We start from the raw sequence: 25670 nt of genomic DNA on the forward strand, positions 1-25670 counted from the left end.
GTCCGTCAGCGCGGCGGCGGTTCGACCTGCACTCCCCCACCGTCGTGTTCCGGCCCGGCGTCGGGGTGCTCGGCGGGTAGCCGGCGACGGAACCGTGCGGCCTCGCTCGGGACGGGATCACCGGTGGGGTCCTGGGAGCGCTTGTAGGGGCCGGGCTTCGGTCGGGGCCTGCCTCCGGGGAACGCCAGCCGCGCGATGGTGCGGTGCACCATGAACCACTGTTTGCCCAATCGTCCCGAGTTGTAGGGCAGTTCGTAACGTTCGCAGATGTCCTTGACCTTGGGTGCGACCTCCGCGTAGCGGGTGCTGGGCATGTCCGGGAACAGGTGGTGCTCGACCTGGTAGCCGAGATTGCCGCTGAGGATGTGGAACAGCGGGGTGCCCTCGATGTTCGCGGCGCCGACGAGCTGGCGCACGTACCAGCCTCCGCGCGACTCGTTCTCGACCTCTTTCCTGGAAAAGGTGTAGGTCTGGTCCGGGAAGTGCCCGCAGAAGATGATCGCGTGCGCCCACACGTTGCGGATGATGTTGGCGGTGACGTCGGCGAGCAGGGTGGACAGGAAGGTCTTCTCGACGCCGGGCAGCCAGCGGTCGGCGAGATCGGCTGCAGTACCCCACTTCCCTGAGCGACCCGCGGCCACCGACCGTAGTCGCCGGCCCAGCCGCGAGCTCGTCGGCTGGGGGATCCTGCCGCGCAGGGCGATCTGCGCGAGACCGAACAGTGCCGCGCTCACCAGCGGCCAGCCGACGTAGTCCTTGACGAACTGGGCGCGGGCCTTGCCCGCGATGCCCTTCAGTTCCTCGAGCACCTGGGTCGGTGACTTCTCCCCCGCCCACAGCGCTTCGAGGTCCAGATCGTGCAGGGCGACACCCCATTCGAACAGCACCGTGAGCAACGCGTTGTAGAGGGGCTGGGCGAGATAGACGGGATGCCAGGGCTGGTGCGGGTCGATCCGCATGATCTCGTAGCCGAGATCCTTGTCGAGACCGCGGATGTTGGTGAAGGTGTGGTGGATGTAGTTGTGGGAGTGCTTCCACGCCTCGGCTGTGGAGGCGGTGTCCCAGTCCCACACCGACGAGTGGATGTCCGGATCGTTCATCCAGTCCCACTGGCCGTGCATGACGTTGTGGCCGATCTCCATGTTCTCGAGGATCTTCGCCACGCCCAGGCAGGCGGTACCGGCCACCCAGGCCGGTTTCGACGCGGAGGCGAACAGCAGGATCCGTCCGGTCACCACCAGCTGGCGCTGCGCCGCGATGACGCTCTTGATGTAGCGGCGGTCCTTGTCGCCGAGGCTCGAGTACACCTCGTCGTGGATCGCATCGAACTCCTTCGCGATCCGCTCGAGATCGTCGTCGCTCAGGTGCGCGAGCGGGCTCTGCGGCTCCCGCGAGTCGGTGTCGCTCCGGTCGATGCTTCTCGTCACGGCGGCCCCCTGCCTTCCGGCGCCGGGGCCCGGTGACGCCCGGCGCTCACAGTTCTATTTCGATGTCCCCTTCGGCGGTGTGGATGCAGGTGCGCACCGCGGCCCCGGTGGGTTCGCTCACCTCGTCGGTGCGCAGGTCCCGGAGTCGCCCGGAGCGCAACGTCCCGACACAGGTGTGACAGATGCCGATACGGCAGCCGTACGGCAGCTTCAGTCCGGCCTCCTCACCCGCGACGAGGATGGGTGTTCCTCCGTCGCAGTCCACCGTCTTCTCGCTGTCGAGGAAATGGATGGTGCCACCCTCGCCGCTTCCGGCATTCCCACCGATGATCGGCTGGAAACGCTCGAGGTGGAATCGTTCCGGGTCGCCGTGTTCGTCCCAGTGCTCCTGCAGGGCGTCGAGCAGGTCGCGGGGGCCCGAGCAGAAGGCGTCGCGCTCGCGCCAGTCGGGGCACAGATCGTCGAGGTCGGCGGGGGTGATGCGGCCGCGGTCGCCGCTGAGCCACAGTTCGAGCCGCAGGCCTGGATGCCGTTCGTCGAGGTCGCGCAGGGCGGAGCCGAAGACGACCTGGTCCTCGGTGCGGGCGGAGTGGATCACGACGACGTCGTCGAGACGGCCGCGGTGGTCGAGGCTGCGCAGCATGCTCATGATGGGCGTGATGCCGCTGCCGGCGCTGACGAACAGCATCTTGGCCGGCAGCGGGTCGGGCAGGGTGAACACGCCCTCGACCTCGCCGAGCCGGACGATGTCGCCGGGCCGGATCCGCTGCACCAGATAGGGCGAGACCACCCCGCCCTCGACGAGCTTGGGGGTGACGCTGATCAGCCCGTCGGTGGGGTCGGGATCGGAGGTCAGCGAGTAGGCCCGCCAGTGGTAGACGCCGTCGATGATGACCCCGAGGCGGACGTACTGCCCCGGTTCGTGTCCGCGCCACTCGTAGGCGGGACGGATGAGCACCGAGGCGGCCTCGCCACCCTCGGGGACGACCCGCTCGACGCGCCCGCGCAGTTCCCGCGTCGTCCACAGCGGGTTGATCATCTCGAGGTAGTCGTCCGGGCGCAGCGGTGTGAACAGGTGCCGCACCGCGCGCAGGACCAGTTTCCGGATGGGGTGCACGTGAGGGCGAGCGCCGCGTTCCGCCATGGCGCCACCCTACGCGTGCGTTCCCCTTGCCGGACCGATGTCAGCGAAGGATGGTCAGCTGCACCACCGAATCGGTGTTGGCGACGAGCCGGTGCACGATGCCCGCGTCGACGTGGACCGCGGTGCCCGGCACGAGCGCGACGGTCTCGTCGGCGGTGGCGAACGAGATGTCGCCGGTGACGGTCTGCACGAGGATCGGGGCGCCGGCCTTGTGGTCGTCCATCCGCTGCCCGGCGGTGAAGGACAGGCGCACGATGGTCGCGCCGGTGGCGGCGGCGAGCTTCTCGATGTTCGGCCGGTCCCCCTCGACGGGGTGGAGTTCGGTCAGGCCCTCGATGCGGGTGAGCTTGCCGTCGACCTGGGTGCTCATGCTGCTTCCTTCTTCTTCGCGACGATCTCGATGGCGACGAGATGCTTCTTGTATTCGGTGAACGTGGACCGCATCTGGAGGACGCGACTGCGGGCGTCGGAGTCGCGCAGCACGTTGCGGACGAACTTCAGGGTGCCCAGCAGACCCTCGTCGGCGAGGATGCGTTTCGGTTCGAGCAGCGCCATGGGCGCGAAACCGACGGTCTCGACCTCGAAGCCGTTGTCCTCGAAGAGCTTGCGCCATTCGGCGGCGGTGAGGGGGCGGGCGTTGACCTTGATGGACCGCGCGAGGGACTTGCGGATCTCGGTCTTGACCTCGTCGTCGACCTCGTCCGGTTCGATGGCGAGTTCGTGGATGGCGTAGCGGCCGCCGTCGCGGAGGACGCGGTGGGCCTCACGCAGGATCTCGGCCTTGTGCCTGTCGGTCTGCATGGTGAGCATGGCCTCGCCGACGACGACGTCCGCGACCTCGTCGTCGAGGCCGGTCTTCGAGGCGTCACCGCGGACGACGCGGCCGCCGCCGGCGATGGCCTTGCGGGTCAGTTCGGCTGCGGTGTCGTCGGATTCGACGCCGACGTAGCTGCGGGGCGAGTGGGCGAGGATCTCCTGCGCGGTACGGCCGAGGCCGGGGGCGAATTCGACGACGTCCGAGCCGCTCAGCCGGGCGTCGGCGAGGAGCCGGGCGGTGAGTTCCTTGCCGCCGGGGCGCAGCACGCGTTTGCCCAGGCGGGCGAGCAGCCAGTGTCCGGGCAGGTGGGCAGCGTCCCTGCCGGCGAGCGGCAGAGCTTCCTCCGAGTCGTGCTTGTCCGTCATGTTCTGCACTCTTTCCCGCGAGGGCGAGGGGCCGCGGTTCCGGGACCCCTCCGGTCGGCCGTAACGGGGACCGCGAGTCGGTCCTGACTCCATGACGCCGACTATAGAGGATTTCTCTCCTTCCAATAAGGTGACCCTCACCTAAGTGCACCGACGGCTGGGTGAGCGAGCAGCCGCTATGTCGCCGACGTGCGGCCCGACCCCCCAGGACGGAACGACGTCAGCCCGCGGCGACGGTCGGGTCGCCACGGGCTGAGCCGGTACATCCGAGCGGGGATCCGCCCGCACGGAAGAGGGGTGAACACGGGGCCTCGGGTCGGCCCCGCATTCTCAGAAGTTGATCATGTGTCCTGCGAGACCGTGGATGGCCTCCTGCAGCGCCTCGCTCAGGGTCGGGTGCGTGTGAACGTTGCGGGCCAGCTCGTTGACCGTCAGGTCCCACTTCTGGGCCAGGGTCAGCTCGGGCAGCAGCTCCGAGACGTCGGGGCCGATGAGGTGGCCGCCGATAAGCTCGCCGTGGGTCTTGTCGGCGATGAGCTTGACAAAGCCCGTCGCGTCACCGAGACCGTGCGCCTTGCCGTTGGCGGTGAACGGGAAGGTCGCGACCTTCACGTCGTAGCCCTCGGCCTTGGCCTGCTCCTCGGTGAGACCGAAGGAGGCGACCTGCGGCTGGCAGAAGGTCGCGCGCGGCATCATGCGGTAGTCGCCCAGCTCGAGGGTCTCGGCACCACCGATGGTCTCGGCGGCGACGACGGCCTGCGCCTCGGCGACGTGCGCGAGCTGCAGCTTGGCGGTGACGTCACCGATGGCGTAGATGCCGGGGACGTTGGTGCGCATGCGCTCGTCGATCGCGATGGCGCCGCGGTCGGTCAGCTCGACACCGGTGTTCTCGAGGCCGTAGCCCTCCACGCGCGGAGCGAAGCCGACGGACTGCAGCACCTTGTCGACGGTGACGGTCTCGACCTCGCCGGACTTGTTGTCCTTGATCTCGACGGTGACGGCGGAACCGTTGTCGGAGATCTTCTGGACGGCGGCACCGGTCTTGATGGTGATGCCCAGCTTCTTGTACGCCTTGGCGATCTCCTTGGAGACGTCGGCGTCCTCGTTGGGCAGGGCGCGGTCGAGGAACTCGACGATGGTGACGTCGACCCCGTAGTTCTTCAGGACGTAGCCGAACTCCATGCCGATGGCGCCGGCGCCGACGATGAGGATCGAGCCGGGGAGCTCGCGGGTGAGGATCTGCTCCTCGTAGGTGACGACGTTCTCGCTGAGCTCGGTGCCCGGCAGCAGCTTGGTGACCGAGCCGGTCGCGATGATGACATTGTCGAAGGTCACCCGTTCGGTGCCGCCCTTGGTGAGCGCCACCTCGATGGTCTTGGCGTCGACGAACGAGCCCTTACCGTCGTACTCGGTGATCTTGTTCTTCTTCATGAGGAAGTGCACGCCCTTGGTGCGACCGTCGGCGACCTTGCGGCTGCGGTCGAAAGCGGCACCGAAGTCGAAGGACACGTCACCCGAGATGCCGAAGGTCTTGGCCTCTTTGTTGAAGAGATGCGCCAGCTCGGCATTGCGGAGAAGTGCCTTGGAGGGGATGCAGCCCACGTTCAGGCAGACACCACCCCAGTACTTCTGCTCGATGATGGCGGTGCTCAGTCCCAGCTGTGCCGCGCGGATAGCAGCGACGTACCCACCGGGACCGGCTCCGAGGACAACGACGTCATAGTGTGAGGTCACGAATACACAGGGTAGTCCGACCGTTTTTCCCGCGTCCGCCGACGGTCCGGTTACTCGCCGGTAGGGTCCGTCGGGGCCCGGCGCACCCATTCCGCCGGCGCGCGTACCCGCCACCTCCCGATCCGGCCCGACCGTGACGGGGACCGCGCCCCCGGCGCGCCCAAGCACACACCAAGTGGCGTCCAAGCGCCCGCGCGCACGCTACCGGCATGGACACCACATTCAAGGCTGCACACCTCACCACCGACGACGAACTTCTCGGAATGCGGCTCGCGCACCGCGTGATCCGCCGCGACATCACCCGGCTCGCCGACCTGGCCGACGAGTTGCGCGCCGATCCCGGCCGCGCCGATCGGGCCCGCTGCCGGGCGATCGCCGACTACACGACGCTGTTCACCACGAGCCTGCATCACCACCACAACGTCGAGGACTTCGCGCTGTGGCCGCTGCTCACCGCCTCGGTGGGTCCGCACGTCGACCTGTCCGCACTCGAGGACGACCACGACCGGCTCGACCCGCTCCTCGACGACCTGGTCCGCTTCGCGGAGGCCCTGCCCGACCACGACGCGCTCGTCGGCTTCGCCCGCACCACCCATCAGCTGCGCGACGTGCTCGACGAGCACCTGGCGGACGAGGAGCGGACCGTCTTCCCGCTCATCACCGGGTACGTCGGCGCCGACGCCTGGCGGCGCTTCGAGAAGGAGGCCCAGCGGGGCGGCCGGATGGACTTCGACCTCACCCGCGTGGTCATGTCGATGACCCCCGAGGAGACCGCGGCGGCGCGAACGGAACTTCCGCTCCCGCTGCGGATCCTGCTCCCCGTCCTCACGCGCCGGCAACGCCGCCGCGAACGCGCCGTGTTCGGATCCGACGCCTGAGCCGCGACACCTGGCATGATGCCCACCGTGCGTGTTCCCGGTGTCGGACAACCCGGGCGGCGAGAGGCCGCTCGGGTGTTCGACACAGGAGAACACACATGGAATACAACGCGATGATCGAACTCGACGTGTACATCGATCGTCTGACCGACGACGAGACCGTCGCGCTCCTCGAGCCGATCGGGCCGCACCACGGTGCGCTGGGACGCAGCGACACCGGCCGTGTCCAGCTCACGATCACCGTCGACGCCCTCGACGCGATCGACACCCTGCGGATCGTGCACGATCTGATGCAGGCCTCGTACGCGTCCTACCGCGTGAACTCGGTGGACGTCATGCTCACCAGCATGTTCGACGCGATCTACGGGCTGGGGCACTACTTCGGCTGATGCAGGAGGAGCGAGGGTCCGTCCCCGGGGCGGGCCCTCACCTCCCGCGGGCGAACCGGCGCATGGCGAGCAGGTAGCGCGGAATCGACCGGAAGGGCACGCGGACCGGCCAGTCGTCGGGCCGGAAGTACGCCTCGGTGCCACCGTCGACCACCACGACGCTGCCCGTCATGAAGTCCGCGGCCGGGGACAGCATGAACTCGACCCACTGCGCGATCTCGTCGGGCTTCCCGAAGCCCCCGAGCGGGACGGGGAAGCTCTCCACCGCCTTCTTCAGCGGGCTGTCGAGCTGCGCGTCGAGCAGCGGCGTGGCGATCGCACCCGGCGCGAGGACGTTCAGGCGGATCCCGGCCCCCGCCCACTGCGGGGAGATCGCGGCGCGGCGCGCCCAGCGGGTCACGGCGATCTTCGAGGCCGCATAGGTGAACGGGGCACCCGTCCCCGGAATGCGGGTGGCGCGGCGGACACCCTTGTCGATGTCGCCGCCGAGGAAGGCCCGCACCGCGGAGTTCGGCACACCGGGGGTGGTCGTCGTCGAGTTGGATCCGAACACCACGACCTTGCTGTTCCCGGAGGCGGCCAGGGCGGGACGCCAGCCGACGAGCAGGTCGATCACGCCCTGCACGTTGACCTGGGCGATGATCTTCTCCTTGCCCGGGGTGGGGCCCAGGCCCGCGGCGAGCACGGCACCGTCGAGCCGGCCCCCGGCCGCGTGGAGCGTCGCGCGGACCGCGTGGGATCGCCCTTCCGCGGTGGACAGGTCCGCCGTGACCTCGGTGTCCTTCAGGTCGATGCCGATCACCGTGTGGCCCGCCGCGCGCAGTCGTTCCGCGCTCGCCCGGCCCATTCCCGACGCGGCACCCGTCACCGCATATACCGCCATGTGCCCCTCCATCGTTCGGTTCGGGGCACGTTACAGCGCGGCGACCGCCTCGTGCAGCAGGGAGACGTACCGAGCGAGACCTGCGGTGTCGACGACGTCGGGAGAGGTCGTCACCGACAGCGTCACGGTGTCGCCGATCCCGTGCACGCCGTGGGTGAGCGCCTGCACGGGCGACAAGCCGGGGAAGCCGGAGGTGAACCGCACCCGGCCGCCGCCGAGTTCGAGGTCGGCCGGCCCACGGTCGACGCTGGAGACGACGGTGTTGCCGGTGACGGTGGGCGGGACGACGGACAGGTCGAGGCGGTCGGTGCCGAACCGCAGCAGCGGAGCGGGGACGTGGTCGTCGGTGCGGGCCCGGATCGCCATCGCCGGGTGCCGCGCGCGGATGCGCTGCCGCGCGAGGTCGGCGGCGATCGCCGCGGCGCGTTCGTGCGGGTCTCCGATCGCGCAGTGCAGGTCCACCCCGACGTTGCGGTAGCTGTTGCGGGCGCTTCCCGCCGGCACCGCGACCGGCACCTCGGCGGACAACGCGTCGACCCCGAGGAACTGCGACAGGGCGGCACCGATGGCGGTGAGCGCCCCGACGGTGACCGTGCCGACGCGGCGCAGGTCGGCGGCGTCGAACACGAGGGTGCGCACCGTCCGGCGCGGGCCGGGCGCGGTGTTCACGGCGACCAGCGGCCGCCCGGAGGTGGGTTGCGGCACGGACGGGTCGGCGAGCTGTCGCTCGGCCTCCACCGCCCGTCGCCCGTCGGCGATCACCCGCGGGATCGAGAAGGGCAGTCGCAGTGCGGCCCGCGCGAGCATCCCGACCGTCGAGGGAGCGTGCGGCGGGACGGTGGGTGTCGCGGTGCCCGACAGCAGGTCGCGGGCCAGCGCGGAGGTGCGCACCCCGTCGGCGAAGGCGTGCGACACCTGCAGGACGACGACGAGCGCGGGACCGTCCCCGCCCGGCGCGTCCGTGACGTGCGGGAACACGTGCAGTCGCCAGGGTGAGACGGTGACGTCGACGCGGCCGGCGACGAGACGTGACAGCACGTCGAGCAGGTCGTCGTAGCTGCCGCCGCCGTGGAGCACGATCGGATCGACGGGCGGGATCTGCGCCGCCCAGTAGGGATAGTCGAGCCCGGCGGGAACCTCGACGAGGCGCACCTGCAACTCCCCCATCGCCGCCGCGCGCGACCGCAGGTCGGCGAGCACCCCGGCGACGGGCACCGTGGGGGCGTCGAAGCAGTAGAGGGCGAACAGGTCGCCCGGGATGCGGTCGCCGAGCCATTCCCGGCGCGCGTCCGAGGGATGCATCTGCACGAGGTCACAGTCTGCCTGCCGCCCGTGGCAGGGGCGGGGCGGGTATGAATGGTCCATGAGCGACGACACGACCGACCCCCATCTGTGGCTCGAGGACGTCACCGGCGAGAAGCAGCTCGACTGGGTGCGGGCCCGCAACGACCGCACGGTCGAGGAATACACCCGTACGGAGAGCTTCGCCGAGCTCGAGACCCGTATCCGCGAGGTCCTCGACACCGACGCCCGCATCCCGTATGCCCGTCGGCGCGGTGAGTACCTCTACAACTACTGGCGCGACGCCGACCACGTGCGCGGGTTGTGGCGACGCACCACGATGGAGCAGTACCTGCGCGACGAACCCGAATGGGACGTGCTCGTCGACCTCGACGCCGTCGCCGAGGAGGAGGAGGACGAGAACTGGGTGTGGTCGGGCGCCCAGGTGCTGCGGCCCGATCAGAGCCGCGCGCTCATCGGCCTGTCGCGCGGTGGTGCCGACGCGAACGTGATCCGCGAGTTCGATCTCGTCGAGCGGCGTTTCGTGTCGGGCCCGGACAGCTTCGAGCTCCCCGAGGCCAAGACCGACATCGCCTGGATCGACGCCGACACCGTCTACGTGGGAACGGATTTCGGGGACGGTTCGCTCACCGACTCCGGGTATCCGCGGATCGCGAAGCGGTGGAAGCGGGGCACCCCGATCGAGGAGGCCGAGACGGTCTTCGAGGGTGAGCGCAGCGACGTCGCGGTGTCGGCCTGGTTCGACAACACCCCCGGTTACGAACGCAGCTTCGTCGACCGGGCCATCGACTTCTACCGCTCGTACCGGTTCGAGCTGACCGCCGACGGCGAGCTCGTGAAGCTGGACGTGCCCGACGACGCGCGGGTGAGCGTCTACCGCGACCACCTGCTCGTGCGCACCCGCTCCGAATGGCTGGGCCATCCGGCGGGCACGCTGCTCGCCGCGAACTACTCGGACTTCCTCGCCGGGTCGCGCGAGATGACGGTGCTGTTCGCGCCGGACGAGCACACCTCGCTCGAGCAGTATGCGTGGACGAAGAACCACCTGCTGGTGGTGACCCTGCAGGACGTGCAGACCCGCATGCGGGTGCTCACCCCCGGCGACGACGGCTGGACCGACGAGGAACTGCCGGGTGTCCCCGACGCCACCTCGACCTCCATCATCGACGTCGACCCCCTCACCGGCGACGACTTCTTCCTCAACTCCAGCGGTTTCACGACCCCCGCGACCCTGCTGTCCGGGACGGTCGGTGGCCCGGTGGAGGCGATCAAGCAGGCGCCGTCGTTCTTCGACGCCGAGGGCATCACCGTCGAGCAGTTCTTCGCGACCTCCGACGACGGCACGCAGGTGCCCTACTTCGTGGTGGGGCGCAACACCGGAACCCCGTCGCCGACCCTGCTGTACGGCTACGGCGGGTTCGAGAACTCGATGGTGCCCGCCTACAGCGGGGGCGTCGGCCGGGCGTGGCTCGAGAAGGGTTACACCTACGTCGTCGCGAACATCCGCGGTGGCGGCGAGTACGGGCCCACCTGGCACACGCAGGCGCTGAAGGAGAACCGGCACAAGGTCTTCGAGGACTTCTCGTCCGTCGCGAAGGATCTCGTCGCGCGGGGCATCACGACACCCGAGCAGCTCGGCGCGCAGGGCGGCAGCAACGGCGGTCTGCTCATGGGCGTGATGCTCACCCGCTATCCGGAGTTGTTCGGGGCGATCGTGTGCCAGGTGCCGCTGCTCGACATGAAGCGCTACCACCTGCTGCTCGCGGGCGCGTCGTGGATGGCCGAGTACGGCGACCCGGACGACCCGGCAGAGTGGGAGTTCCTGGGCAGGTACTCGCCGTACCAGAACACCGATCCGGAGGCGGACTACCCGCCGATCCTCGTCACCACGTCGACGCGCGACGACCGGGTGCATCCCGGCCATGCCCGGAAGATGGTGGCGCGGCTCGAGGAGCAGGGCCACGAGGTCTGGTACTACGAGAACATCGAGGGCGGCCACGGCGGTGCGGCCGACAACGCGCAGGCCGCGTTCAAGTCGGCGCTGACGTTCACCTTCCTCGCCGACAAGCTCGCAAACCGGTGAACCTTCGGGAGGTTGTGCGCACTTTCTCCGCGTCAGCTTCAGGTAGCTGGCGCAACCTCCCTCATCTCGCGGGTCCGGTGGACTCGCGGACGACGAGCTGGGTGGGCAGGACGAGTTCGTCGGCCACCGCGACCCGCTCATAAGCCTGACGGGCGAGCATCTCGACAGCGCGCGCCCCGGCGTCCTGGGTGCGTTCGGCGAGGGTCGTCAGGGTCGGCTGACACAGGTCGGAGCCGAAGATGTTGTCGAAACCGACGACACTCACGTGCTCCGGCACCGACACCCCCCGTTCGCGCAGGCGGCGGAGCACCCCGATGGCGAGCATGTCGTTGTGGCACACCACCGCGGTGGCGTCGGCGGCCACGGCGGCGTCGGCGGCGGCCGCTCCCCCGCCGAGGGTCGGTGAGTAGGGCCCGAAGCGGCGCACCCGCATGCCGTGGGCGTGGGCCGCGGCCTGCAGCCCGGCCCAGCGTCGCGCCCCCGACCAGGATTCGGGTGGTCCGCCGAGGAACAGCAGCGAACGGTGCCCGAGCGACGCGAGGTGGTCGACGATCTGTCGTGTTCCCGTCTCGTAATCGGCTACGACGCAGGAGATTCCGCGGATCGCTCGGTTGACGAGGGTGACGGCCTCGAGGTCGGCGAGGCGGCGCAGCTCGTCGTCGGGCATGCGGGCGGCGGCGAGGACGAAGCCGTCGACGGCCGGGCCGAGGCGGCGGACGATGTGCGCTTCGGTGGTCGCGCTCTCCTGGGTGTCGGCGAGGACGAGGGTGCGGCCCGATGCGACGGCGGCGCGCTCGGCGCCCTTGATGACGCCCGCGAAGAACGGGTTGGTGATGTCGGGGACGAGCAGGGCCAGGGTGTTGGTGCGTCCCGATTCGAGGGCGCGGGCCGTCGGGTTGGGGGTGTAGCCGAGGCGTTCGGCGACCTCGAGGATGTGCTCGCGGGTGGCTGCGTTGACGCGGCCGGGGTTGGAGAAACTGCGGGAGACGGTGGACGCCGCGACCCCGGCCTCGCGGGCGACGTCGGTGATGGTGGCGCGTTTCCGGGAGCGCGGTGCAGCCGACATGCACGCAGTATGGCAAAAAATGGCAAACGATTGCCGTGTGCTGCGCCACACCCATACGGTCGCTCTATCCGATCCCGAACACACACCCCGAGGCATCCGATGACTGAAACCACCAGCGTGCAGCGCACGCCCCGCAAGGCGGCGCTCGCCGCGTGGAGCGGCAGTGCTCTGGAGTACTACGACCTGGCGATCTACGGCACGGCCGCCGCCCTCGTGTTCCCGAAGATCTTCTTCCCGGAGGGCAACGCCGCCGTCGCGACGGTCGCCTCCCTCGCGACCTTCGGTGTCGCCTACGTCGCCCGCCCCTTCGGGTCCGTCCTCATGGGGCACATCGGCGACCGGTTCGGCCGCAAGCTGATCCTCGTGGGCACGCTGCTGCTCATGGGTGTGTCCACCTTCCTCATCGGCTGCCTGCCGACCTACGGCCAGGTGGGCATGCTCGCCCCGATCCTGCTGGTCACCCTCAGACTCCTCCAGGGTCTGTCCGCCGCCGGGGAACAGGCCGGCGCGAACTCGATGTCGTTCGAACACGCCCCCGACGACCGGCGCGGATTCTTCACCAGCTGGACGCTCAGCGGCACCCAGGGCGGCCAGGTGCTCGCCCCGCTGATGTTCCTGCCGGTGATCGCCCTGCTGTCGGAGGAACAGCTGCAGTCCTGGGGCTGGCGTGTGCCCTTCTGGATCAGCGCCGTGATCGTGCTGATCGGATTCCTCATCCGCCGCAGCCTCGACGAGACCCCGGAGTTCCACGCCGAGAAGGCGCACGACGAGACACCCAAGGCGCCGCTGGCCGTGCTCTTCCGTCAGCACTGGACCGGCGTGCTGCGCGTCTTCTTCGCCGCCTTCATCGCCATGGTCAACACCGTCTTCCAGGTGTTCGCCCTCAACTTCGCCACCGCCGACGAGTACGGCATCGGCATCAGCGACACCACGATGCTGTGGCTGGCGATCGCCGCCAACGTCATCGCCGTGGGCACCATCCCGCTGTGGGCCATGCTGTCGGACCGCATCGGCCGCAAGCCGGTCTTCGTCTCCGGCCTGATCGGCAGTGCCGTCATGGTGACACTGTTCCTGTGGTCGATCTCCCGCGGCGACGTGCCGCTCGTGCTCGTCACCGGCATCCTGCTCGCCGGCGTGGTCTACAGCATGCCGAACGCGGTGTGGCCGGCCACCTACGCCGAGTACTTCCCCACCAGCGTCCGCCTGTCCGGCATGGCGATCGGCACCCAGTTCGGTTTCGCACTCGCCGGGTTCACGCCCGCCATCGCCGGTGCGCTCATGGACGGCAACGCCGACAACTGGTACCGCGTGGCGCTGTTCGGCGTCGGCGCCGTGGTGATCTCGCTGATCGCCGTGGCCACCGGCCCCTCCGGCACCCACAAGGTCCCCACCCGCGAGATCGGGCTGCCCCCGCGCACCCCGGCCGACGCGCCCGTCCCCGCCGGAGCGGCCTCGTGAGCCCGCGACGCACGATCGCGGTACTCAACGGTCCGAACCTGAACCTGCTCGGCACACGCGAACCGCATCTCTACGGCACCGCGACCCTCGCGGACGTCGAGGACCTGTGCCGGCGCACCGCCGACACCCTCGGCTTCGACGTCGACTTCCGGCAGACCAACCACGAGGGCACCCTGGTGGACTCCGTCCACGAGCTACGCTGCTCCGCCTCGGGTTTCGTGATCAACGCCGCCGCCTACACCCACACCTCGGTCGCCCTGCACGACGCACTGGCGACCGTCGCGGCCCCCGTCGTGGAGGTGCACCTGACCAACGTGCACGCCCGCGAGGAGTTCCGGCACCGTTCGTTCGTCGCGCCCGTCGCGACGGCCGTGATCGCCGGATGCGGCCCCGCCGGATACGAGTTCGCCGTCCGCCACCTGGCCGCCCTTGCGACCCACACCGACACGAAGGAAAGCTCCCGATGACCACCGCAGTGCCCGCCCGTACGTCCTTCCTGCTGGGCCTGTTCGGCGCCGGGATCGCCGGTTCGCTCACCCCTGCCATGCAGGAACGCGAGGGCTTCGCCTCGGGACTGAACCTGACCTACCGCCTCGTCGACGCCGAGCGGCTCGGTTACGGCGCCGACGACCTGGCCGAGATGCTCGACTGGGCACGGCGTTTCGGGTTCGACGGGCTCAACATCACGCACCCCTTCAAGCAGGTCGTGATCCCGCTGCTCGACGAATTGTCCGACGACGCCTACGATCTCGGAGCAGTCAACACCGTGGTGTTCCGGGACGGACGCGCGCTCGGCCGCAACACCGACTGGTCCGGCTGGGGCCGCGCCTTCCGCCGCCGGCTGCCCGACGCCGTCGCCGACCGCGCCGTTCTGGTCGGGGCCGGCGGTGCCGGATCGGCCGTCGGCTACGCGCTGCTCGAGCAGGGCGCCGAGCACGTCTCCATCGTCGACGTCGACACCGAGAAGGCGCAGGCCTGCGCGACCCGCCTCGCCAAGCGGTTCGGCGACGACCGGGTCCGCGCGACCACCGATCTCGCCGGGGAGCTGGCCACGGCACAGGGATTGGTCAACGCCACCCCGACCGGCATGACCGGCCACCCCGGCCTGCCGGTGCCCGCCGACCTCGTCCGCGAGGACCTGTGGGTGTCGGACGTCGTGTACTTCCCGCTCGAGACCGAACTGATCCACCTCGCCCGCTCCCGCGGCTGCCGGGTGGTGCCCGGCGGCGGCATGGCCGTCTTCCAGGCGGTGGGCGCCTTCGAGTACTTCACCGGCGTCACCCCCGACGCCGACCGAATGGTCCGACACTTCGAGGAGCTGACCAGCTGATGCACCGCGGAATCGCCACCGTCTCGCTCTCCGGTGTTCTCGCCGACAAACTCGACGCGATCGCCGACGCCGGATTCGACGGGATCGAGATCTTCGACAACGACCTCATCGCGTCGCCGCTGTCCCCCGCCGAGGTGGCCCGCCGCTGCGCCGAGCTCGGTCTGACGATCGATCTGTTCCAGCCGGTCCGTGACATCGAGGGCGTCGACCCGCGGCGGTTCCCCGACGTCCTGCACCGCGTACGCCGCAAGCTCGAGGTGATGAACGAGCTCGGCGCGACGACCTTCCTGGCCTGCTCGAACGCGCTGCCGACCGCGATCGACGATCCCGACCTGTCCGCCGAGCAGCTGCACGCCGTCGGTGAGCTCGCCGCCGCGCACGGCGTCACCTTCGCCTACGAGGCACTGGCCTGGGGACGGCACGTCAATCGGGTCGGGCAGGCCTGGGAGCTGGTGCAGCGCGCCGGCCATCCGGCGGTGACGCTGGCGGTGGACACCTTCCACATGCTCGCCCGCGGCGACGACGGCCGCGCCCTCACCGGCGTCCCGGGCGAGCGCATCGGGTTCCTGCAGGTCGCCGACGCGCCCGTGCTCGAGATGAACGTCCTCGAATGGAGCCGTCACTTCCGCTGCTTCCCCGGCCAGGGGATGCTCGACGTCTCCGGGGTGGTCGCGGCGGTGCTCGACGCCGGCTACGACGGGCCGCTGTCGCTGGAGATCTTCAGCGACGTGGTGCGCGAAGCCGATCCGCACGTGACCGCGCGCGACGCGATGCGGTCGCTGCTGTTCCTCGAGGATCGGCTCGGTGCCCGGCTCACCGGTCCCGCGCGCGAGAAGGTGACGGTGGCCCCGCCCGTCCCGGCGCGCACCGACGCGGCGTTCGTCGAACTCGCCGACCCGGACCGCGCCGACTACCCCGCGCTGCTCACCGGTCTCGGTTTCCACATCGCCGGCCGGCACCGAAGCAAGCCCGTGGTGTGGTGGCGCAACGGCGGCGCGAACGTCGTCCTCAACGAGGAGCCCGCCCCGGGCCCGGCGGCGACCGCACTGGGTCTCGTCGCACCCGACGTCACCGCGGTGGCCGAGCGGGCCGCGAACCTGCTGTGGCCCGCAGTCGATCGCACGCGCGGCGAGGGCGAGGCGGGTCTGCCGGGCATCACCTCGCCGTCGGGTCTGCACGTCTTCGTCAGCGCCGAACCCGGTGACGCCGACCACTGGCAGAACGACTTCGTGCCGGGCGACGTCGCGGACACCCCGGGCTGGCTCGGCCTCGACCACGTGGACGTCACCGTCGCCGCGGACGACCTCAACCAGGAACTGTCGTTCTTCCGCACCCTGTTCGGGCTGCGGCCGGAGGACCCGGAGGAGTACATCCAGCCGCAGGGCCGCCTGCGCATCCGTGCCCTGCGTGCAGAGAAGGGCGACCTGCGGGTCGCGCTGAACGTCTCGGAGACCGGCACCATCCCGCAGCGGCGGGGCGTGACCCAGCTGGCCTTCGCCACCGCCGACGTCGTCGACGCGGTCCGGCTCGCGCGGTCGCGCGGGGTGGAGTTCCTCCGGCCTCCCGCGAACTACTACGCCGATCTCGACGCCCGCTTCGCCCTCGACCCCGAGCTGTTCACCGTTCTGCAGAGCAACGGTCTGCTCTACGACCGCAACGACGACGGCGGTGAATTCCTGCACGCCTACACCCTTCCCGTGCAGGGCGGCTTCCAGGTCGAGCTGCTCGAACGGCGCGGTGGTTACACCGGATACGGCGCCCCCAACGCGCACGTGCGGCTCGCGGCGGCCCGGGCGGGTTCAGCGGTCGCGTAGCCAGGCGACGATCTGCTCGACGGTGTCGGTGTTGTCGCGGATCCACCCGTTGTGGCCGAGGGCCCGGGGATTGTGCCATTCGGTGACCTCGGCCGACGGCAGCTTCCCGAGCAGGTGCCGCGCCGACGCGACCGGGGTGAGTTCGTCGCCCTCGATGGTGACGGACAGGACGGGCAGGGTGAGCCGGCCGACGCGTTCCTCGTAGTCGATGTCCGCACCGGCCGGTTCGAACCGGCCGGTGCGGGCCAGCCGCGCCCAGTCCGAGATGAGCACCCGCGACTGCGGGCCGAACCCGCCGACGTCGAGCCGGTCGCCGGGCCAGAACCCTGTGACCGCGGCGGTGAGCGACATCGCGGTGGACCCGAGCCACAGGCCCGGGCCGCGGATCGCACCGTGGTGCCGGTAGTAGGGGGTGCCCGAGGCGACGAGGATCAGTCCGCCGAGCCGGCCCCGGATGCGGGCGGCGTAGAGCACCCCGAGCTGCCCGCCCATCGAGTGACCGAGCAGGTAGGGCGTGGAGTCGGGGAACCGTTCCCGCACCACCTCGAAGACCGCCGGGAAGTGCGTCGCCACGATCTCGTGGTAGCCGTAGGTGCTGTCCGGTCCCGGTCGTGGACGGCTGTCGCCCTGCCCCGCGAGCTCGCAGATCGCGGCGTCGAAGCCGTGCGCGGCGACCGCCTCCGCGAACGGTTCGTAGTACCCGGCCGGGATACCGAGACCCGGCACGACGACGACCACCGCGCGGGTCGCGTCGCGCCGGGTCTCGTGCTCGTGGTCGGGCCCGGGGAACAGCCGCACCGGTGCGGTCGTGCCACCGGGGAGCTGGATCTGTACGGTCTCCACGGCTCCAGACTAGGCCGGTGCGGCCCCCGCAGCTGCCGATTCGGTGTCAGTCGAGTCGGAAACCGCGTTCCTGCAATGCATCCCGGAGCGCTTCCCGGGAGCCGAACGCGCCGGGCGCGGAGAAACGGCTCAGCACCCGCGCGACCCAGCTCTCCGCCAGGCCCTGTTCGCGGTAGAACTCGGCGATCTCCGCCTCGTATGCGGCGACACCATCGTCGGTGTTCTCGGCCGCGTACTGCTCGCGGTGCAGCACGACGTCCTGGCCGAGCCGCGGCTTGACCTCGGGTGCGGCGTCCGGATCCGGGTGCCCCACCACCTGCCCGACCACCGCGAAGCTGTGGTCGGGCAGGTTCAGTTCGGCGGCCAGCTCGCGCGGATGGTTGCGCAGGGCCCCGATGTAGACGGCGCCGAGGCCGAGCGACTCGGCGGCGAGCGTCGCGTTCTGCGCGGCGAGCGCGGCGTCGACCACCCCGAGCAGGGCCGACTCGACGTATCCGGCGTTCACGAGGTCCTTGCCGTGCTGCTGCGCCAGGCGCGCGGCCCGCGCGAGGTCGGCGACCCAGACCAGCAGCAACGGGGCGTTGCGGACGACCGCCTGGTCGCCGGCGAGGGGCGCGATGCGGGCGAGGCGCTCGCGGTCGGTCACCGCGATCACGCTCCACAGCTGCAGGTTGCTGGAGCTGGCCGCCGACGACGCTGCCGCGACGATCGCCCGCAGGTGTTCCTCGGAGACCGGCTCCGGGAGGAAGGTCCGCACCGACCGGTGCGCGAGCTGCAGGGCGAGCACCTCGTTCCAGACCTCGGGGCCGATGTGTTCGGCCGCGCGCTGTGCCGCGCGCGCACCGTAACGGCGGTGCAGAGCGGCGACGCGATCGTCGAGAACGGTGTCGGTCATGGGGTCGGACTCCTTCCGTGGGGGTGTTGCCCGCCCAGTCTGCCCGGCCCTTCCCGCCGAGCCGAGAGTTCCCCTCAGCGTGATCCTGGACGGACCCCGAGACGAGGTTCAGGGTCGATATCCGGGTACTTCCCGGATGTGCCGGAACCTCCCGGGCGACAGGATGAGGGCATGAACTTCGAGAGCGAAACCCCCCACCCCTTCACCCGGTCCTCCTCGCAGCACATGCTCGGTGGCGTGTGCGGCGGCCTGGCCGAGTACTTCCGCGTCGACGTCAACCTGGTCCGGGCCGGCACCGTCCTCGCCGGCTTCGTCACCGGCGGCGGAGCGGCGCTGTTCTACCTGGCGATGTGGATGATCCTCCCGGAGCACTGACCCGGTCCCGTCACCGCCCGCCGCCCCCGAAGGAAATACGAACGAGCCCGACCCCCGTGCAGCGGGGTCGGGCTCGTGGGTCGGGCCGGCCTGAGCGCCTGCCCGGGAACCGCGGTTACAGCGAGCTGGTCAACAGGTTCGGCATGATCAGCAGGACCAGCTGGACGAGCTGGCCGATGGCGTCGAGTCCGTTCGAGATACTGCCCATCGTTCCTCCAGTTTTCCGCCGGAGACATCGGGTCCCCGGACCTCGGGTACAGCAGGATCGGATACTGCAGAGCTACGCCGTGCGACGAGCGACGTCAGCTGAAGAACTCCGCGGTCTGCGAGAGCAACGAGAAGATGAACGTGATGAGTTCGGTGATCGTGGTGCTACCCATGGACCCTCCTGGTGTGAGTTCGAAGATACTGCAGCACAACATCTTTCATAACTCTGTGCCGTAACACACCCTACGCACCGATATCGGATCCGTCAACACTTCGTAACTCACCGATAAATACCGTATCCCTTGCCCGGGAACACTTTTAACGCGAGGTCCGCGTACCCTGCCGGAGCGGGCCACGCCGGGAGGTCCAGGTTCGGATGATTACGCGCCGATGGCCCTCGCAATCATGGGCCACGAGGCGTGCAGATCGTCCTGCCAGTAACCCCACGAGTGGGTGCCCACGGGACGGAACTCGAAATGTGCTGGGATACCGAGCTCGTCGAGTCGAACGGCGAGGCGTCGGGTGCAGGCGTCCACCGCGGCCTCGATGGCGCCTCCCACCACGATCTGGTTCAGCAACAGCGCCGGGTCGTTCCCGACCGATCGCGCACCGAGATGCTCGTGCGGGCCCGGCAGGCCGGTGGCCGACGAGATGTACAGGGCGTGTCCGCGCAACTTGTCGGCATTGACGTACGGATCGTTGTCGACCCATCCCGCACCACCATCCGGCCCCCACATGTTCTCGACGTCCGCCTCGCCGCGACTTTCGACCACTGCGCGGACGTAGAGCCGCCCGAGTTCCGTACTGGTCTCGGCGCAACCGCTGTACGCCCCCACCGCCTTGTAGAGACCCGGTCGTGCAATCGCCAGGTTCAGCACCGATGTCCCGGACATCGACAGTCCCGCAATCGCATTGACTCCGGTGGTACCGAACTGCTCGTCGATGATCGGTGGAAGCTCCTGCGTGAGGAAGGTGGTCCACTTGTTGCGGCCGAGCACGGGATCGTCACGGATCCAGTCCGTGTAGTAGGTGAAGGATCCGTCCAGCGGAGTGACCACGTTGACATTCTTGTCGGAGAAGAAGTCGTCCACATCCGTCTGGGCTTCCCAGGTCGCGCGCCCGTTCCCGCCGCCCGCACCGTTCAGGAGGTACAAGGTGGGCCGCGGTTCGCTCGTGTCGGGAGGTGTCCGGATCCGCAACCGTACGACGCGATCCATTGCCGCCGAGTACACGTGGGCGATGAGCGTGCGGTCACCCTCGGCATCGATCCGGGTCGGGTGGGAGGCCGGCTGCGCGGACGTTCCGCTCGGCACGACGAGCGCCGCCACCGCGGCCATCGAGAGCACGACGAGCATCCGCCGGATCCGAGTCGAAACCAACCGCGTGCACCTCCCCCGCTTATGCGACAAGAGGCTCCGGGCCACCGGAGCGACGAACAGACAACCGCGACCATGTATACCCGAGGGGTTCACAGAAATGTCACGGTTCGGTGAAAGTGATCCCGTTCCCGGTCTCCGTCAGGACTCGGGACCGTGGGTCCGGGGTCGTCCCCGAGACGAGGATCAGGGTCGATATCCGGGTACTTCCCGGATGTGCCGGAACCTCCCGGGCGACAGGATGAATGGCATGAACTTCGAGAGCGAAACCCCCCGTCCCTTCACCCGGTCCTCCTCGCAGCGCATGCTCGGTGGCGTGTGCGGCGGCCTGGCCGAGTACTTCCGCGTCGACGTCAACCTCGTCCGGGCCGGCACCGTCCTCGCCGGCTTTGTCTCCGGCGGCGGGGCAGCGCTGCTCTACCTCGCGCTGTGGATGCTGATTCCCGAGCACTGAGCCGGGCCTCCCGAGACACGGCTGCGCCCCCGGTGAGCACCGGGGGCCGCAGCCACGTTCGGAAGGATGGTGGTTGCTACATGCTGCCGAGCATTCCGCTTCCACCCAGAGGGCTGCCTCCGCCGCTTCCGCTGCCGAACGGGAAGCTGCCACCGAGGCCACCGCCGCCCAGACCACCGAGACCCCCGCCGCCCAGACCACCGCCGCCGGAGCCTCCGAGACCGCCTCCGAGACCGCCACCGCCGAGGCCGCCGCCTCCCTGTAGTTCCATGAGTAGTGCGAGAAGATCCATGAGGCCCATGTGAAACTCCTTCGTCCGACGATGCACCGAGTGGATTTCGTCCGCCGGCTTCGCACACACCTGCGAGGTCGGTTGGGCTCGACTCGATTCTGACCGCATCCACCCGGCTTTCGGGTCAGGACGAACGAAAAATACCGGACTCGTTATCCGCAGGTGTTCATGATCACGAATTCTTGTACGTCGGCACAGAATTCGTGACGTCGGGAATTCGACGTATTTCCGCTTCGTTCCCTTCACCCGGAATTCGTCTCCCGGACACGACTCGGCCGCGACACCCCGGGGATAGCGCGGCGGCGTGACCTGCGGCTACAGTCTCTGCGCGGCGGATCCGCCGAGGGGGCGCTCCGCGGCGGATACCGCCCTACGGCATGAGGCCTCCCCGAGGCCTCAGCCATTCCGACGCGTACCTCGATATCCGTTCGTGATCGATACGCGAATCGACAGGGAAATCGTCGGACATCGTCATCGACCTCACCCGGGAACCGAATGCTGCCGACGACTCGGGTCACCCGTCGATCGGCAGAAGAATTTCCCGAGACAAAATACTGCGCCCCTCGGCGGAGAGCCGAGGGGCGCAGTATCAGCTTCGGAGCTGTACAGTCTCCGGAATTACTGAGCGGCGCTGCCCGAATCGATCGCCGAGCTACCGGCGTCGAGGAGGGTCTGGCCCAGGTCGCTGGTGAGGAAGCTGGCGACAGAGCCGACAAGCTTGATGATCTCGAAGATCTCCATGTGATTCTCCTTCACCCGTTCATCCCGAGCGGGTATGTAGACCGATTTCAACGCCCGAAATTTACCGAGCTCGCGTCAATTCTGAACACACCCCTGCCAGCTGCGCGACCCCCACGCGGGTATATCGGACTGTGATCTTCTTCACATCACGTTCCCGTTCTTGAAACATTTCGGATAACCGCAGGTCAGAGGTATGAGCGACTAAAACGGAACGACCGTACCTGATTCGCCACGCCGTGTCGGAGCGCCGATTCGACACGCGGACGGCGGCCCACTCCACGGTAATATTGGATCCAATCATAAATTTATTGAATCCAAGTGAGGAATCTCATGCCCTTCACCCCTCCGGGTCTCCTGGGGCGCCGATTCTGGCTCCTGTTCGCCGCCTCGACGCTCGTGTGCACCACGACCGGCACGGTCACCCCTGCCCTTCCCCAGTACATCCAGAACGATCTGGGTCACAGCGCCACCGTGGTGGGGATCGTCGTGGGCGCGGCATCGGTCCTGTCGGTGATCGCCAACCCCGTCCTGGGGTGGATCACCGATCGGGCCGGACGTCGCCGGATGGGGATGGCCGGTGCCGTGCTGGGGGTCGTCGGCATGGGGGTGCTCCTGCCGGCCGGCAGCCTGTGGAACGTCGTCGGCGGACGGGCGCTGTTCGGGATCGGAGCGATCGCTCTGAACGTCGCACTCACCGCCTGGGTGGTGGACGCGGCCCGGGCGGACGCGCGGGGACGCACGCTGGGGATGTTCGGCATCAGCGTGTGGATCGGCCTGGCGGCGGGTCCTCAGATCGGCCAGACCCTGCTGCACGGGTACGGCTTCGCCGCCGTCTGGCTCGCCTGCGCCGCCATGCAGGTGGGCGCGTTCGGGTGTGTCGCGGCCGCTCCTCGTCGCCCCCGGACCATCGTGGTGGACAGGACCCCGCAGAAGTGGGGGCCGGTGGTGGCCGCGACCGCCCGGCCCAGCGTCATCGCCGCGGCCGCGTGGACCGGCGAGTCGATCCTGATGTCCTTTCTCATCCTCCACCTCGTCGACCGCGGTGTGCCGCCCACCGGGCCGACCGGCGCGGCGGCGGTCTTCGCGGTCTTCTCCGCCAGCGTGGTCGGTTTCCGGTTGCTGCTCGGGGCCCGGGTGGACCGGTGGCGCCCGCAGGCCACGGCGGCGGGGGCACTGGCCGCCACCACCGCCGGGTACGTCGTCCTCGCCGTCGCGAGCAGCTTCCCCGTCGCCGCGATCGGGGCCGCACTGCTCGGCTGCGGGTTCTCCCCCCTGTATCCGGCGTTGCTGATGCTCACGACCGGCCGGCTCCACCCCAACAGCCGCGCGGCAGGGCTCGGCGTGTTCACCTCGGGTGTCGAACTGGGCCTCGCCGTCGGGGTGTTCGTCGGCGGCGTCCTCGTGGACCGGGCCGGGGGTGGTGCCGCGATGTTCGGGGCGGCCGCGTTCCAGATCGTCGCGCTGGTCGTGCTGCTGTGCCGTCCGTGGCCCGTCCCCGAACCGACTTCCTCGGCCGTGTCCGCGAAGGTCTGAACGGGGTCTCCCTGCAAAAGGATTCGGCCGCGCCGCCCGAAAGGGACGGCGCGGCCGATGTGTTCGGTCCGTCAGCTACCGCAGCACGCCGACTCGCCACCGGACTCGGTGGAGCAGTGCGGCGTGGGCGCGGGGATGTCCATCGCCGGGTTCCGGTCGAAGAAACCGTCCGGCTCGAGCATGAAACCGATCTGCTCGACCGGCATGACCGGCCACTGCTCGGGACGCGGGAAGTGCATCACACCGATGACCGGCCACAGCACCAGTTCGACGCCGTCGAGCGAACGACCCTTCTGCTGCCACACCTGCACGCCGTCCTCACCTGGCTCGGCCTGGTTCGGATACTGGCCACCGACGTACTGCTCGGCGGGATCGTAGGGGGTGGCCCACAGGTGGTTGTGGGTGAACGGTGCCCGCCGGGCCATCACGGAGTCCGGGGTGGAGAACGGAATCGTGGTGTTGGGCAGCAGGAGTCGGTAACCGGTGGGTTCGCCGTAGCGGTTGGTGTGCTCGGCGCTCTCGATCCGCCAGTGCCGCGAGACCGACGCGTCGTTGCGCTGCGCGGCGTCCTTCTCGTTCAGCAGCGGGACCCGCACGGTCCGCACCGCGTTGCCCCAGGGGTTCTTCTCGGGATCCGGCTCGACCTCGGCGTGCTCCTCGACGATCCGGTTGAGCGGGCCGTCGATCGCGGTGTCGAGCCGCAGACCGAAGAAGTGCTGGTGGTTGGGGGTCTGCACGTTCTTGGAGACGACCCGGCCGTAGGGGGCCTCCTCGCCCTCCTCGATGCCGGAGGCCGACATCAGGCCGGTGAGCTTGACGGCGAGCTTGATGGTGCCGTCCTGGTGCAGCGACCAGTAGAAGCCGTAGTCGTAGTTCGCGACGGTCTGGAAGTTGGAGATGATGAGCTTGCGGGCGCGGCGCACCTGCCCGACGTCGCGGCGCATGTCGGTGTGCTTCCACAGGACGCTGTCGTCCTCTTCGTGCATGCAGATCGCCTGCGGGATGGTCCGGCCCACCCCGTCGCCGCCGAGCACGGTCGCGTCGAAGTAGTGGATGACACCGAGGCAGTCGCAGCCGAGCGCGAGGGAGTTGGTCAGCGGGCCGGCGCCGTACTCGCCCCAGTCGAAGAAGTTCTTGCGGTACTGGGTGGAGTTCGAGTCGAGGTACGGGACGTACATCTCGTTGCAGGCGGCGCGCTTGAGGACCGAGCGGCCCTTGAACGTGAGGTCGTACAGCACGAGGCCCTCGCGGTGGGTGAAGCCGACGCGGAACTCCCAGCCCTGCCAGGTGACCTTCCAGCCCTCGACGTCGAAGCTCGTGCCCTCCGGCTGGACGACCTCGAGCGGGGCGAGACCCTCGCGGTCGGGTTCCCACAGGCCGTTGTCGTAGTTGCCGGTCTCCTCCGAGATGGGCACGACACCGTGGTCCTCGACCTCGAGGACCTCCATGGTCTGCATGTCGATGATGGGCACGACGCCCTGGACGGGGCGGGCGTAGCCGTTGTCGTCCTCGTCGACGCGGTGCCAGACGGTGCCCCAGGTGACGCGGCGGTCCTTGTACTTGTCGGGGACGAACCCGCCCATCGACTCCGCGTCGACCATCACGAGAGAGACGTCGGTGATGCCGCGCTTGGCGAGGGCCGCGCGGAACTCGGGATTCTCGCGGCAGGCCTGGGCGGCGGCACGGGCCTCCTCGGAGGTGATGCCCGGACGGCGGGGATCGATGGCCCGCCAGTCGAGGATGCGCGACTCCTCGCCGAGGAGGACGTCGACCTCCCAGGCCGCGTCGTTGCCGTAGTCCATGACCACGAGGCCGACCTTGCGGTCGCCGGCCGGGGCCGCGCCGGCGAGTACGGCGCGGGCGTGGGCCTCGTCCAGGGTGGCGCCCCAGAAACGGAGCCGGTCGCCGGTGCGCGCGTCGGCACGCACCAGGGCCACGGCGGCGTCGATCTCCTCGCGGGAGAGCGGATCGAGCGGGTGGCTGCTGGCGGCGGCTTTGCCTTGCGTGGGTGCGTAGGCGCTCACGGCGTGCTCCTTCTGTGAACGGGTATCGGGTACCGAAGACGATTTTTTGGATCCAATAATTTCTGTACTGTATCCGAAAGATGCGTCGGTGGCGCGCCAACGTGTCCACGGCAACACCGGAAGGAGTTTGGTAGGTTGGCATCCGATTCGATCCGAGTTGGATCCGGTTCCGCCGGATCGACGCGCGGCGTAGACGCCGAGGATTCACGCGGTGCGGGGGGCGCGCCGCCCTGCAGAAGA

The 25670-nt window shown here is 69.3% G+C and carries 24 protein-coding genes; 11 read left to right on the forward strand and 13 right to left on the reverse strand.

Features of this window, described 5'->3' with window-relative positions; translation table 11 throughout:
- Window positions 1-5: 5 nt before the first annotated feature.
- The 5 genes from OED52_RS16425 to lpdA all read right to left on the reverse strand — a co-directional run bounded on the left by OED52_RS16425 (window position 6) and on the right by lpdA (window position 5487).
- A complete protein-coding gene (locus OED52_RS16425; RefSeq protein ID WP_264151905.1) occupies window positions 6-1427 on the reverse strand; it encodes a fatty acid desaturase family protein in 1422 nt (473 codons plus the stop codon).
- 46 nt (window positions 1428-1473) lie between these two features.
- The gene (locus OED52_RS16430; RefSeq protein WP_264151906.1) at window positions 1474-2571 is read right to left on the reverse strand and encodes a ferredoxin reductase; all 1098 of its coding nucleotides are present in this window, start codon (window positions 2569-2571) and stop codon (window positions 1474-1476) included.
- A 40-nt stretch (window positions 2572-2611) separates the two neighbouring features.
- Window positions 2612-2941 carry a cupin domain-containing protein gene (locus OED52_RS16435; RefSeq protein WP_264151907.1) on the reverse strand — a complete coding sequence of 110 codons (330 nt, stop codon included), beginning with the start codon at window positions 2939-2941 and terminating at the stop codon, window positions 2612-2614.
- Window positions 2938-3753 carry a class I SAM-dependent methyltransferase gene (locus tag OED52_RS16440; RefSeq protein ID WP_264151908.1) on the reverse strand — a complete coding sequence of 272 codons (816 nt, stop codon included), beginning with the start codon at window positions 3751-3753 and terminating at the stop codon, window positions 2938-2940. The genes OED52_RS16435 and OED52_RS16440 overlap by 4 nt, the downstream gene beginning before the upstream one ends.
- 330 nt (window positions 3754-4083) lie before the next feature.
- Window positions 4084-5487, reverse strand: a complete 1404-nt coding sequence (lpdA, locus tag OED52_RS16445; protein WP_264151909.1) for a dihydrolipoyl dehydrogenase — start codon at window positions 5485-5487, stop codon at window positions 4084-4086.
- A 209-nt stretch (window positions 5488-5696) separates the two neighbouring features.
- Between lpdA and OED52_RS16450 the strand changes: the two genes are divergently transcribed.
- Window positions 5697-6365 carry a hemerythrin domain-containing protein gene (locus OED52_RS16450; RefSeq protein ID WP_264151910.1) on the forward strand — a complete coding sequence of 223 codons (669 nt, stop codon included), beginning with the start codon at window positions 5697-5699 and terminating at the stop codon, window positions 6363-6365.
- 98 nt (window positions 6366-6463) lie between these two features.
- The gene (locus OED52_RS16455) at window positions 6464-6754 is read left to right on the forward strand and encodes a hypothetical protein (RefSeq protein ID WP_264151911.1); all 291 of its coding nucleotides are present in this window, start codon (window positions 6464-6466) and stop codon (window positions 6752-6754) included.
- A gap of 37 nt (window positions 6755-6791) precedes the next feature.
- Here OED52_RS16455 and OED52_RS16460 read toward each other — a convergent pair whose 3' ends face one another.
- A complete protein-coding gene (locus tag OED52_RS16460) occupies window positions 6792-7637 on the reverse strand; it encodes an SDR family oxidoreductase (protein WP_264151912.1) in 846 nt (281 codons plus the stop codon).
- 30 nt (window positions 7638-7667) lie between these two features.
- Window positions 7668-9002 (reverse strand): wax ester/triacylglycerol synthase domain-containing protein, encoded by a 1335-nt coding sequence (locus tag OED52_RS16465; protein WP_264151913.1) that lies wholly within the window; start codon window positions 9000-9002, stop codon window positions 7668-7670.
- On the opposite strand from OED52_RS16465, the gene OED52_RS16470 reads away from it, so the two are divergent.
- Complete coding sequence (locus tag OED52_RS16470; protein ID WP_264151914.1) at window positions 9001-11022, forward strand: prolyl oligopeptidase family serine peptidase; 2022 nt, start codon at window positions 9001-9003, stop codon at window positions 11020-11022. The genes OED52_RS16465 and OED52_RS16470 overlap by 2 nt on opposite strands.
- Window positions 11023-11083: 61 nt before the next feature.
- Here OED52_RS16470 and OED52_RS16475 read toward each other — a convergent pair whose 3' ends face one another.
- A complete protein-coding gene (locus tag OED52_RS16475; RefSeq protein WP_264151915.1) occupies window positions 11084-12088 on the reverse strand; it encodes a LacI family DNA-binding transcriptional regulator in 1005 nt (334 codons plus the stop codon).
- A gap of 99 nt (window positions 12089-12187) precedes the next feature.
- Here OED52_RS16475 and OED52_RS16480 point away from each other — a divergent pair, with 99 nt between their 5' ends.
- From OED52_RS16480 to OED52_RS16495, 4 genes are read left to right on the forward strand one after another with little or no spacing between them, the layout of a single operon-like run.
- The gene (locus OED52_RS16480) at window positions 12188-13546 is read left to right on the forward strand and encodes an MFS transporter (protein WP_264151916.1); all 1359 of its coding nucleotides are present in this window, start codon (window positions 12188-12190) and stop codon (window positions 13544-13546) included.
- Complete coding sequence (aroQ, locus tag OED52_RS16485) at window positions 13543-14013, forward strand: type II 3-dehydroquinate dehydratase (RefSeq protein ID WP_264151917.1); 471 nt, start codon at window positions 13543-13545, stop codon at window positions 14011-14013. Before OED52_RS16480 ends, aroQ begins: the two co-directional genes overlap by 4 nt.
- Window positions 14010-14876, forward strand: a complete 867-nt coding sequence (locus OED52_RS16490) for a shikimate dehydrogenase (protein ID WP_264151918.1) — start codon at window positions 14010-14012, stop codon at window positions 14874-14876. Before aroQ ends, OED52_RS16490 begins: the two co-directional genes overlap by 4 nt.
- Entirely contained in the window at window positions 14876-16690 is a 1815-nt protein-coding gene (locus OED52_RS16495; protein ID WP_264151919.1) for a sugar phosphate isomerase/epimerase and 4-hydroxyphenylpyruvate domain-containing protein, read from the forward strand. The genes OED52_RS16490 and OED52_RS16495 overlap by 1 nt, the downstream gene beginning before the upstream one ends.
- Here the strand turns inward: OED52_RS16495 and OED52_RS16500 are convergent.
- Window positions 16676-17533 carry an alpha/beta hydrolase family protein gene (locus OED52_RS16500; protein ID WP_264151920.1) on the reverse strand — a complete coding sequence of 286 codons (858 nt, stop codon included), beginning with the start codon at window positions 17531-17533 and terminating at the stop codon, window positions 16676-16678. The two genes, OED52_RS16495 and OED52_RS16500, sit on opposite strands and share 15 nt — an antisense overlap.
- Before the next feature lie 46 nt (window positions 17534-17579).
- On the reverse strand, window positions 17580-18428 hold the full coding sequence (locus OED52_RS16505; RefSeq protein WP_264151921.1) for a nitroreductase family protein: 849 nt from the start codon (window positions 18426-18428) through the stop codon (window positions 17580-17582).
- A gap of 171 nt (window positions 18429-18599) precedes the next feature.
- Between OED52_RS16505 and OED52_RS16510 the strand changes: the two genes are divergently transcribed.
- A complete protein-coding gene (locus tag OED52_RS16510) occupies window positions 18600-18803 on the forward strand; it encodes a PspC domain-containing protein (protein WP_264151922.1) in 204 nt (67 codons plus the stop codon).
- Between the two features lie 587 nt (window positions 18804-19390).
- Here the strand turns inward: OED52_RS16510 and OED52_RS16515 are convergent.
- A complete protein-coding gene (locus OED52_RS16515; protein WP_413247770.1) occupies window positions 19391-20365 on the reverse strand; it encodes an alpha/beta hydrolase in 975 nt (324 codons plus the stop codon).
- A 271-nt stretch (window positions 20366-20636) separates the two neighbouring features.
- Here OED52_RS16515 and OED52_RS16520 point away from each other — a divergent pair, with 271 nt between their 5' ends.
- Together OED52_RS16520 and OED52_RS16525 are read left to right on the forward strand one after the other, a co-directional pair.
- Window positions 20637-20840, forward strand: a complete 204-nt coding sequence (locus tag OED52_RS16520; RefSeq protein WP_264151924.1) for a PspC domain-containing protein — start codon at window positions 20637-20639, stop codon at window positions 20838-20840.
- Window positions 20841-20913: 73 nt separating this feature from the next.
- Window positions 20914-21105, forward strand: a complete 192-nt coding sequence (locus OED52_RS16525) for a hypothetical protein (RefSeq protein ID WP_264151925.1) — start codon at window positions 20914-20916, stop codon at window positions 21103-21105.
- A 645-nt stretch (window positions 21106-21750) separates the two neighbouring features.
- Here the strand turns inward: OED52_RS16525 and OED52_RS16530 are convergent.
- Window positions 21751-21873 (reverse strand): hypothetical protein, encoded by a 123-nt coding sequence (locus OED52_RS16530; RefSeq protein WP_264151926.1) that lies wholly within the window; start codon window positions 21871-21873, stop codon window positions 21751-21753.
- A 330-nt stretch (window positions 21874-22203) separates the two neighbouring features.
- On the opposite strand from OED52_RS16530, the gene OED52_RS16535 reads away from it, so the two are divergent.
- Window positions 22204-23406: an MFS transporter gene (locus OED52_RS16535; RefSeq protein WP_264151927.1), complete on the forward strand. Its 1203-nt coding sequence runs from the start codon at window positions 22204-22206 to the stop codon at window positions 23404-23406.
- Window positions 23407-23477: 71 nt separating this feature from the next.
- Here OED52_RS16535 and OED52_RS16540 read toward each other — a convergent pair whose 3' ends face one another.
- Window positions 23478-25430 (reverse strand): primary-amine oxidase, encoded by a 1953-nt coding sequence (locus tag OED52_RS16540; protein WP_264151928.1) that lies wholly within the window; start codon window positions 25428-25430, stop codon window positions 23478-23480.
- Window positions 25431-25670: the final 240 nt, after the last annotated feature.

Source organism: Rhodococcus sp. Z13, assembly GCF_025837095.1.
Taxonomy (GTDB): domain Bacteria; phylum Actinomycetota; class Actinomycetes; order Mycobacteriales; family Mycobacteriaceae; genus Rhodococcus; species Rhodococcus sacchari.

Bases quoted from the DNA above. Each gene is read 5' to 3' on its own strand.
- OED52_RS16430 (WP_264151906.1), bottom strand. From the start codon at position 2,571: ATGGCGGAACGCGGCGCTCGCCCTCACGTGCACCCCATCCGGAAACTG.
- OED52_RS16435 (WP_264151907.1), bottom strand. From the start codon at position 2,941: ATGAGCACCCAGGTCGACGGCAAGCTCACCCGCATCGAGGGCCTGACC.
- OED52_RS16440 (WP_264151908.1), bottom strand. From the start codon at position 3,753: ATGACGGACAAGCACGACTCGGAGGAAGCTCTGCCGCTCGCCGGCAGG.
- OED52_RS16450 (WP_264151910.1), top strand. From the start codon at position 5,697: ATGGACACCACATTCAAGGCTGCACACCTCACCACCGACGACGAACTT.
- OED52_RS16455 (WP_264151911.1), top strand. From the start codon at position 6,464: ATGGAATACAACGCGATGATCGAACTCGACGTGTACATCGATCGTCTG.
- OED52_RS16460 (WP_264151912.1), bottom strand. From the start codon at position 7,637: ATGGCGGTATATGCGGTGACGGGTGCCGCGTCGGGAATGGGCCGGGCG.
- OED52_RS16470 (WP_264151914.1), top strand. From the start codon at position 9,001: ATGAGCGACGACACGACCGACCCCCATCTGTGGCTCGAGGACGTCACC.
- OED52_RS16465 (WP_264151913.1), bottom strand. From the start codon at position 9,002: ATGGACCATTCATACCCGCCCCGCCCCTGCCACGGGCGGCAGGCAGAC.
- OED52_RS16475 (WP_264151915.1), bottom strand. From the start codon at position 12,088: ATGTCGGCTGCACCGCGCTCCCGGAAACGCGCCACCATCACCGACGTC.
- OED52_RS16480 (WP_264151916.1), top strand. From the start codon at position 12,188: ATGACTGAAACCACCAGCGTGCAGCGCACGCCCCGCAAGGCGGCGCTC.
- OED52_RS16490 (WP_264151918.1), top strand. From the start codon at position 14,010: ATGACCACCGCAGTGCCCGCCCGTACGTCCTTCCTGCTGGGCCTGTTC.
- OED52_RS16495 (WP_264151919.1), top strand. From the start codon at position 14,876: ATGCACCGCGGAATCGCCACCGTCTCGCTCTCCGGTGTTCTCGCCGAC.
- OED52_RS16505 (WP_264151921.1), bottom strand. From the start codon at position 18,428: ATGACCGACACCGTTCTCGACGATCGCGTCGCCGCTCTGCACCGCCGT.
- OED52_RS16510 (WP_264151922.1), top strand. From the start codon at position 18,600: ATGAACTTCGAGAGCGAAACCCCCCACCCCTTCACCCGGTCCTCCTCG.
- OED52_RS16515 (WP_413247770.1), bottom strand. From the start codon at position 20,365: ATGCTCGTCGTGCTCTCGATGGCCGCGGTGGCGGCGCTCGTCGTGCCG.
- OED52_RS16520 (WP_264151924.1), top strand. From the start codon at position 20,637: ATGAACTTCGAGAGCGAAACCCCCCGTCCCTTCACCCGGTCCTCCTCG.
- OED52_RS16530 (WP_264151926.1), bottom strand. From the start codon at position 21,873: ATGGAGATCTTCGAGATCATCAAGCTTGTCGGCTCTGTCGCCAGCTTC.
- OED52_RS16535 (WP_264151927.1), top strand. From the start codon at position 22,204: ATGCCCTTCACCCCTCCGGGTCTCCTGGGGCGCCGATTCTGGCTCCTG.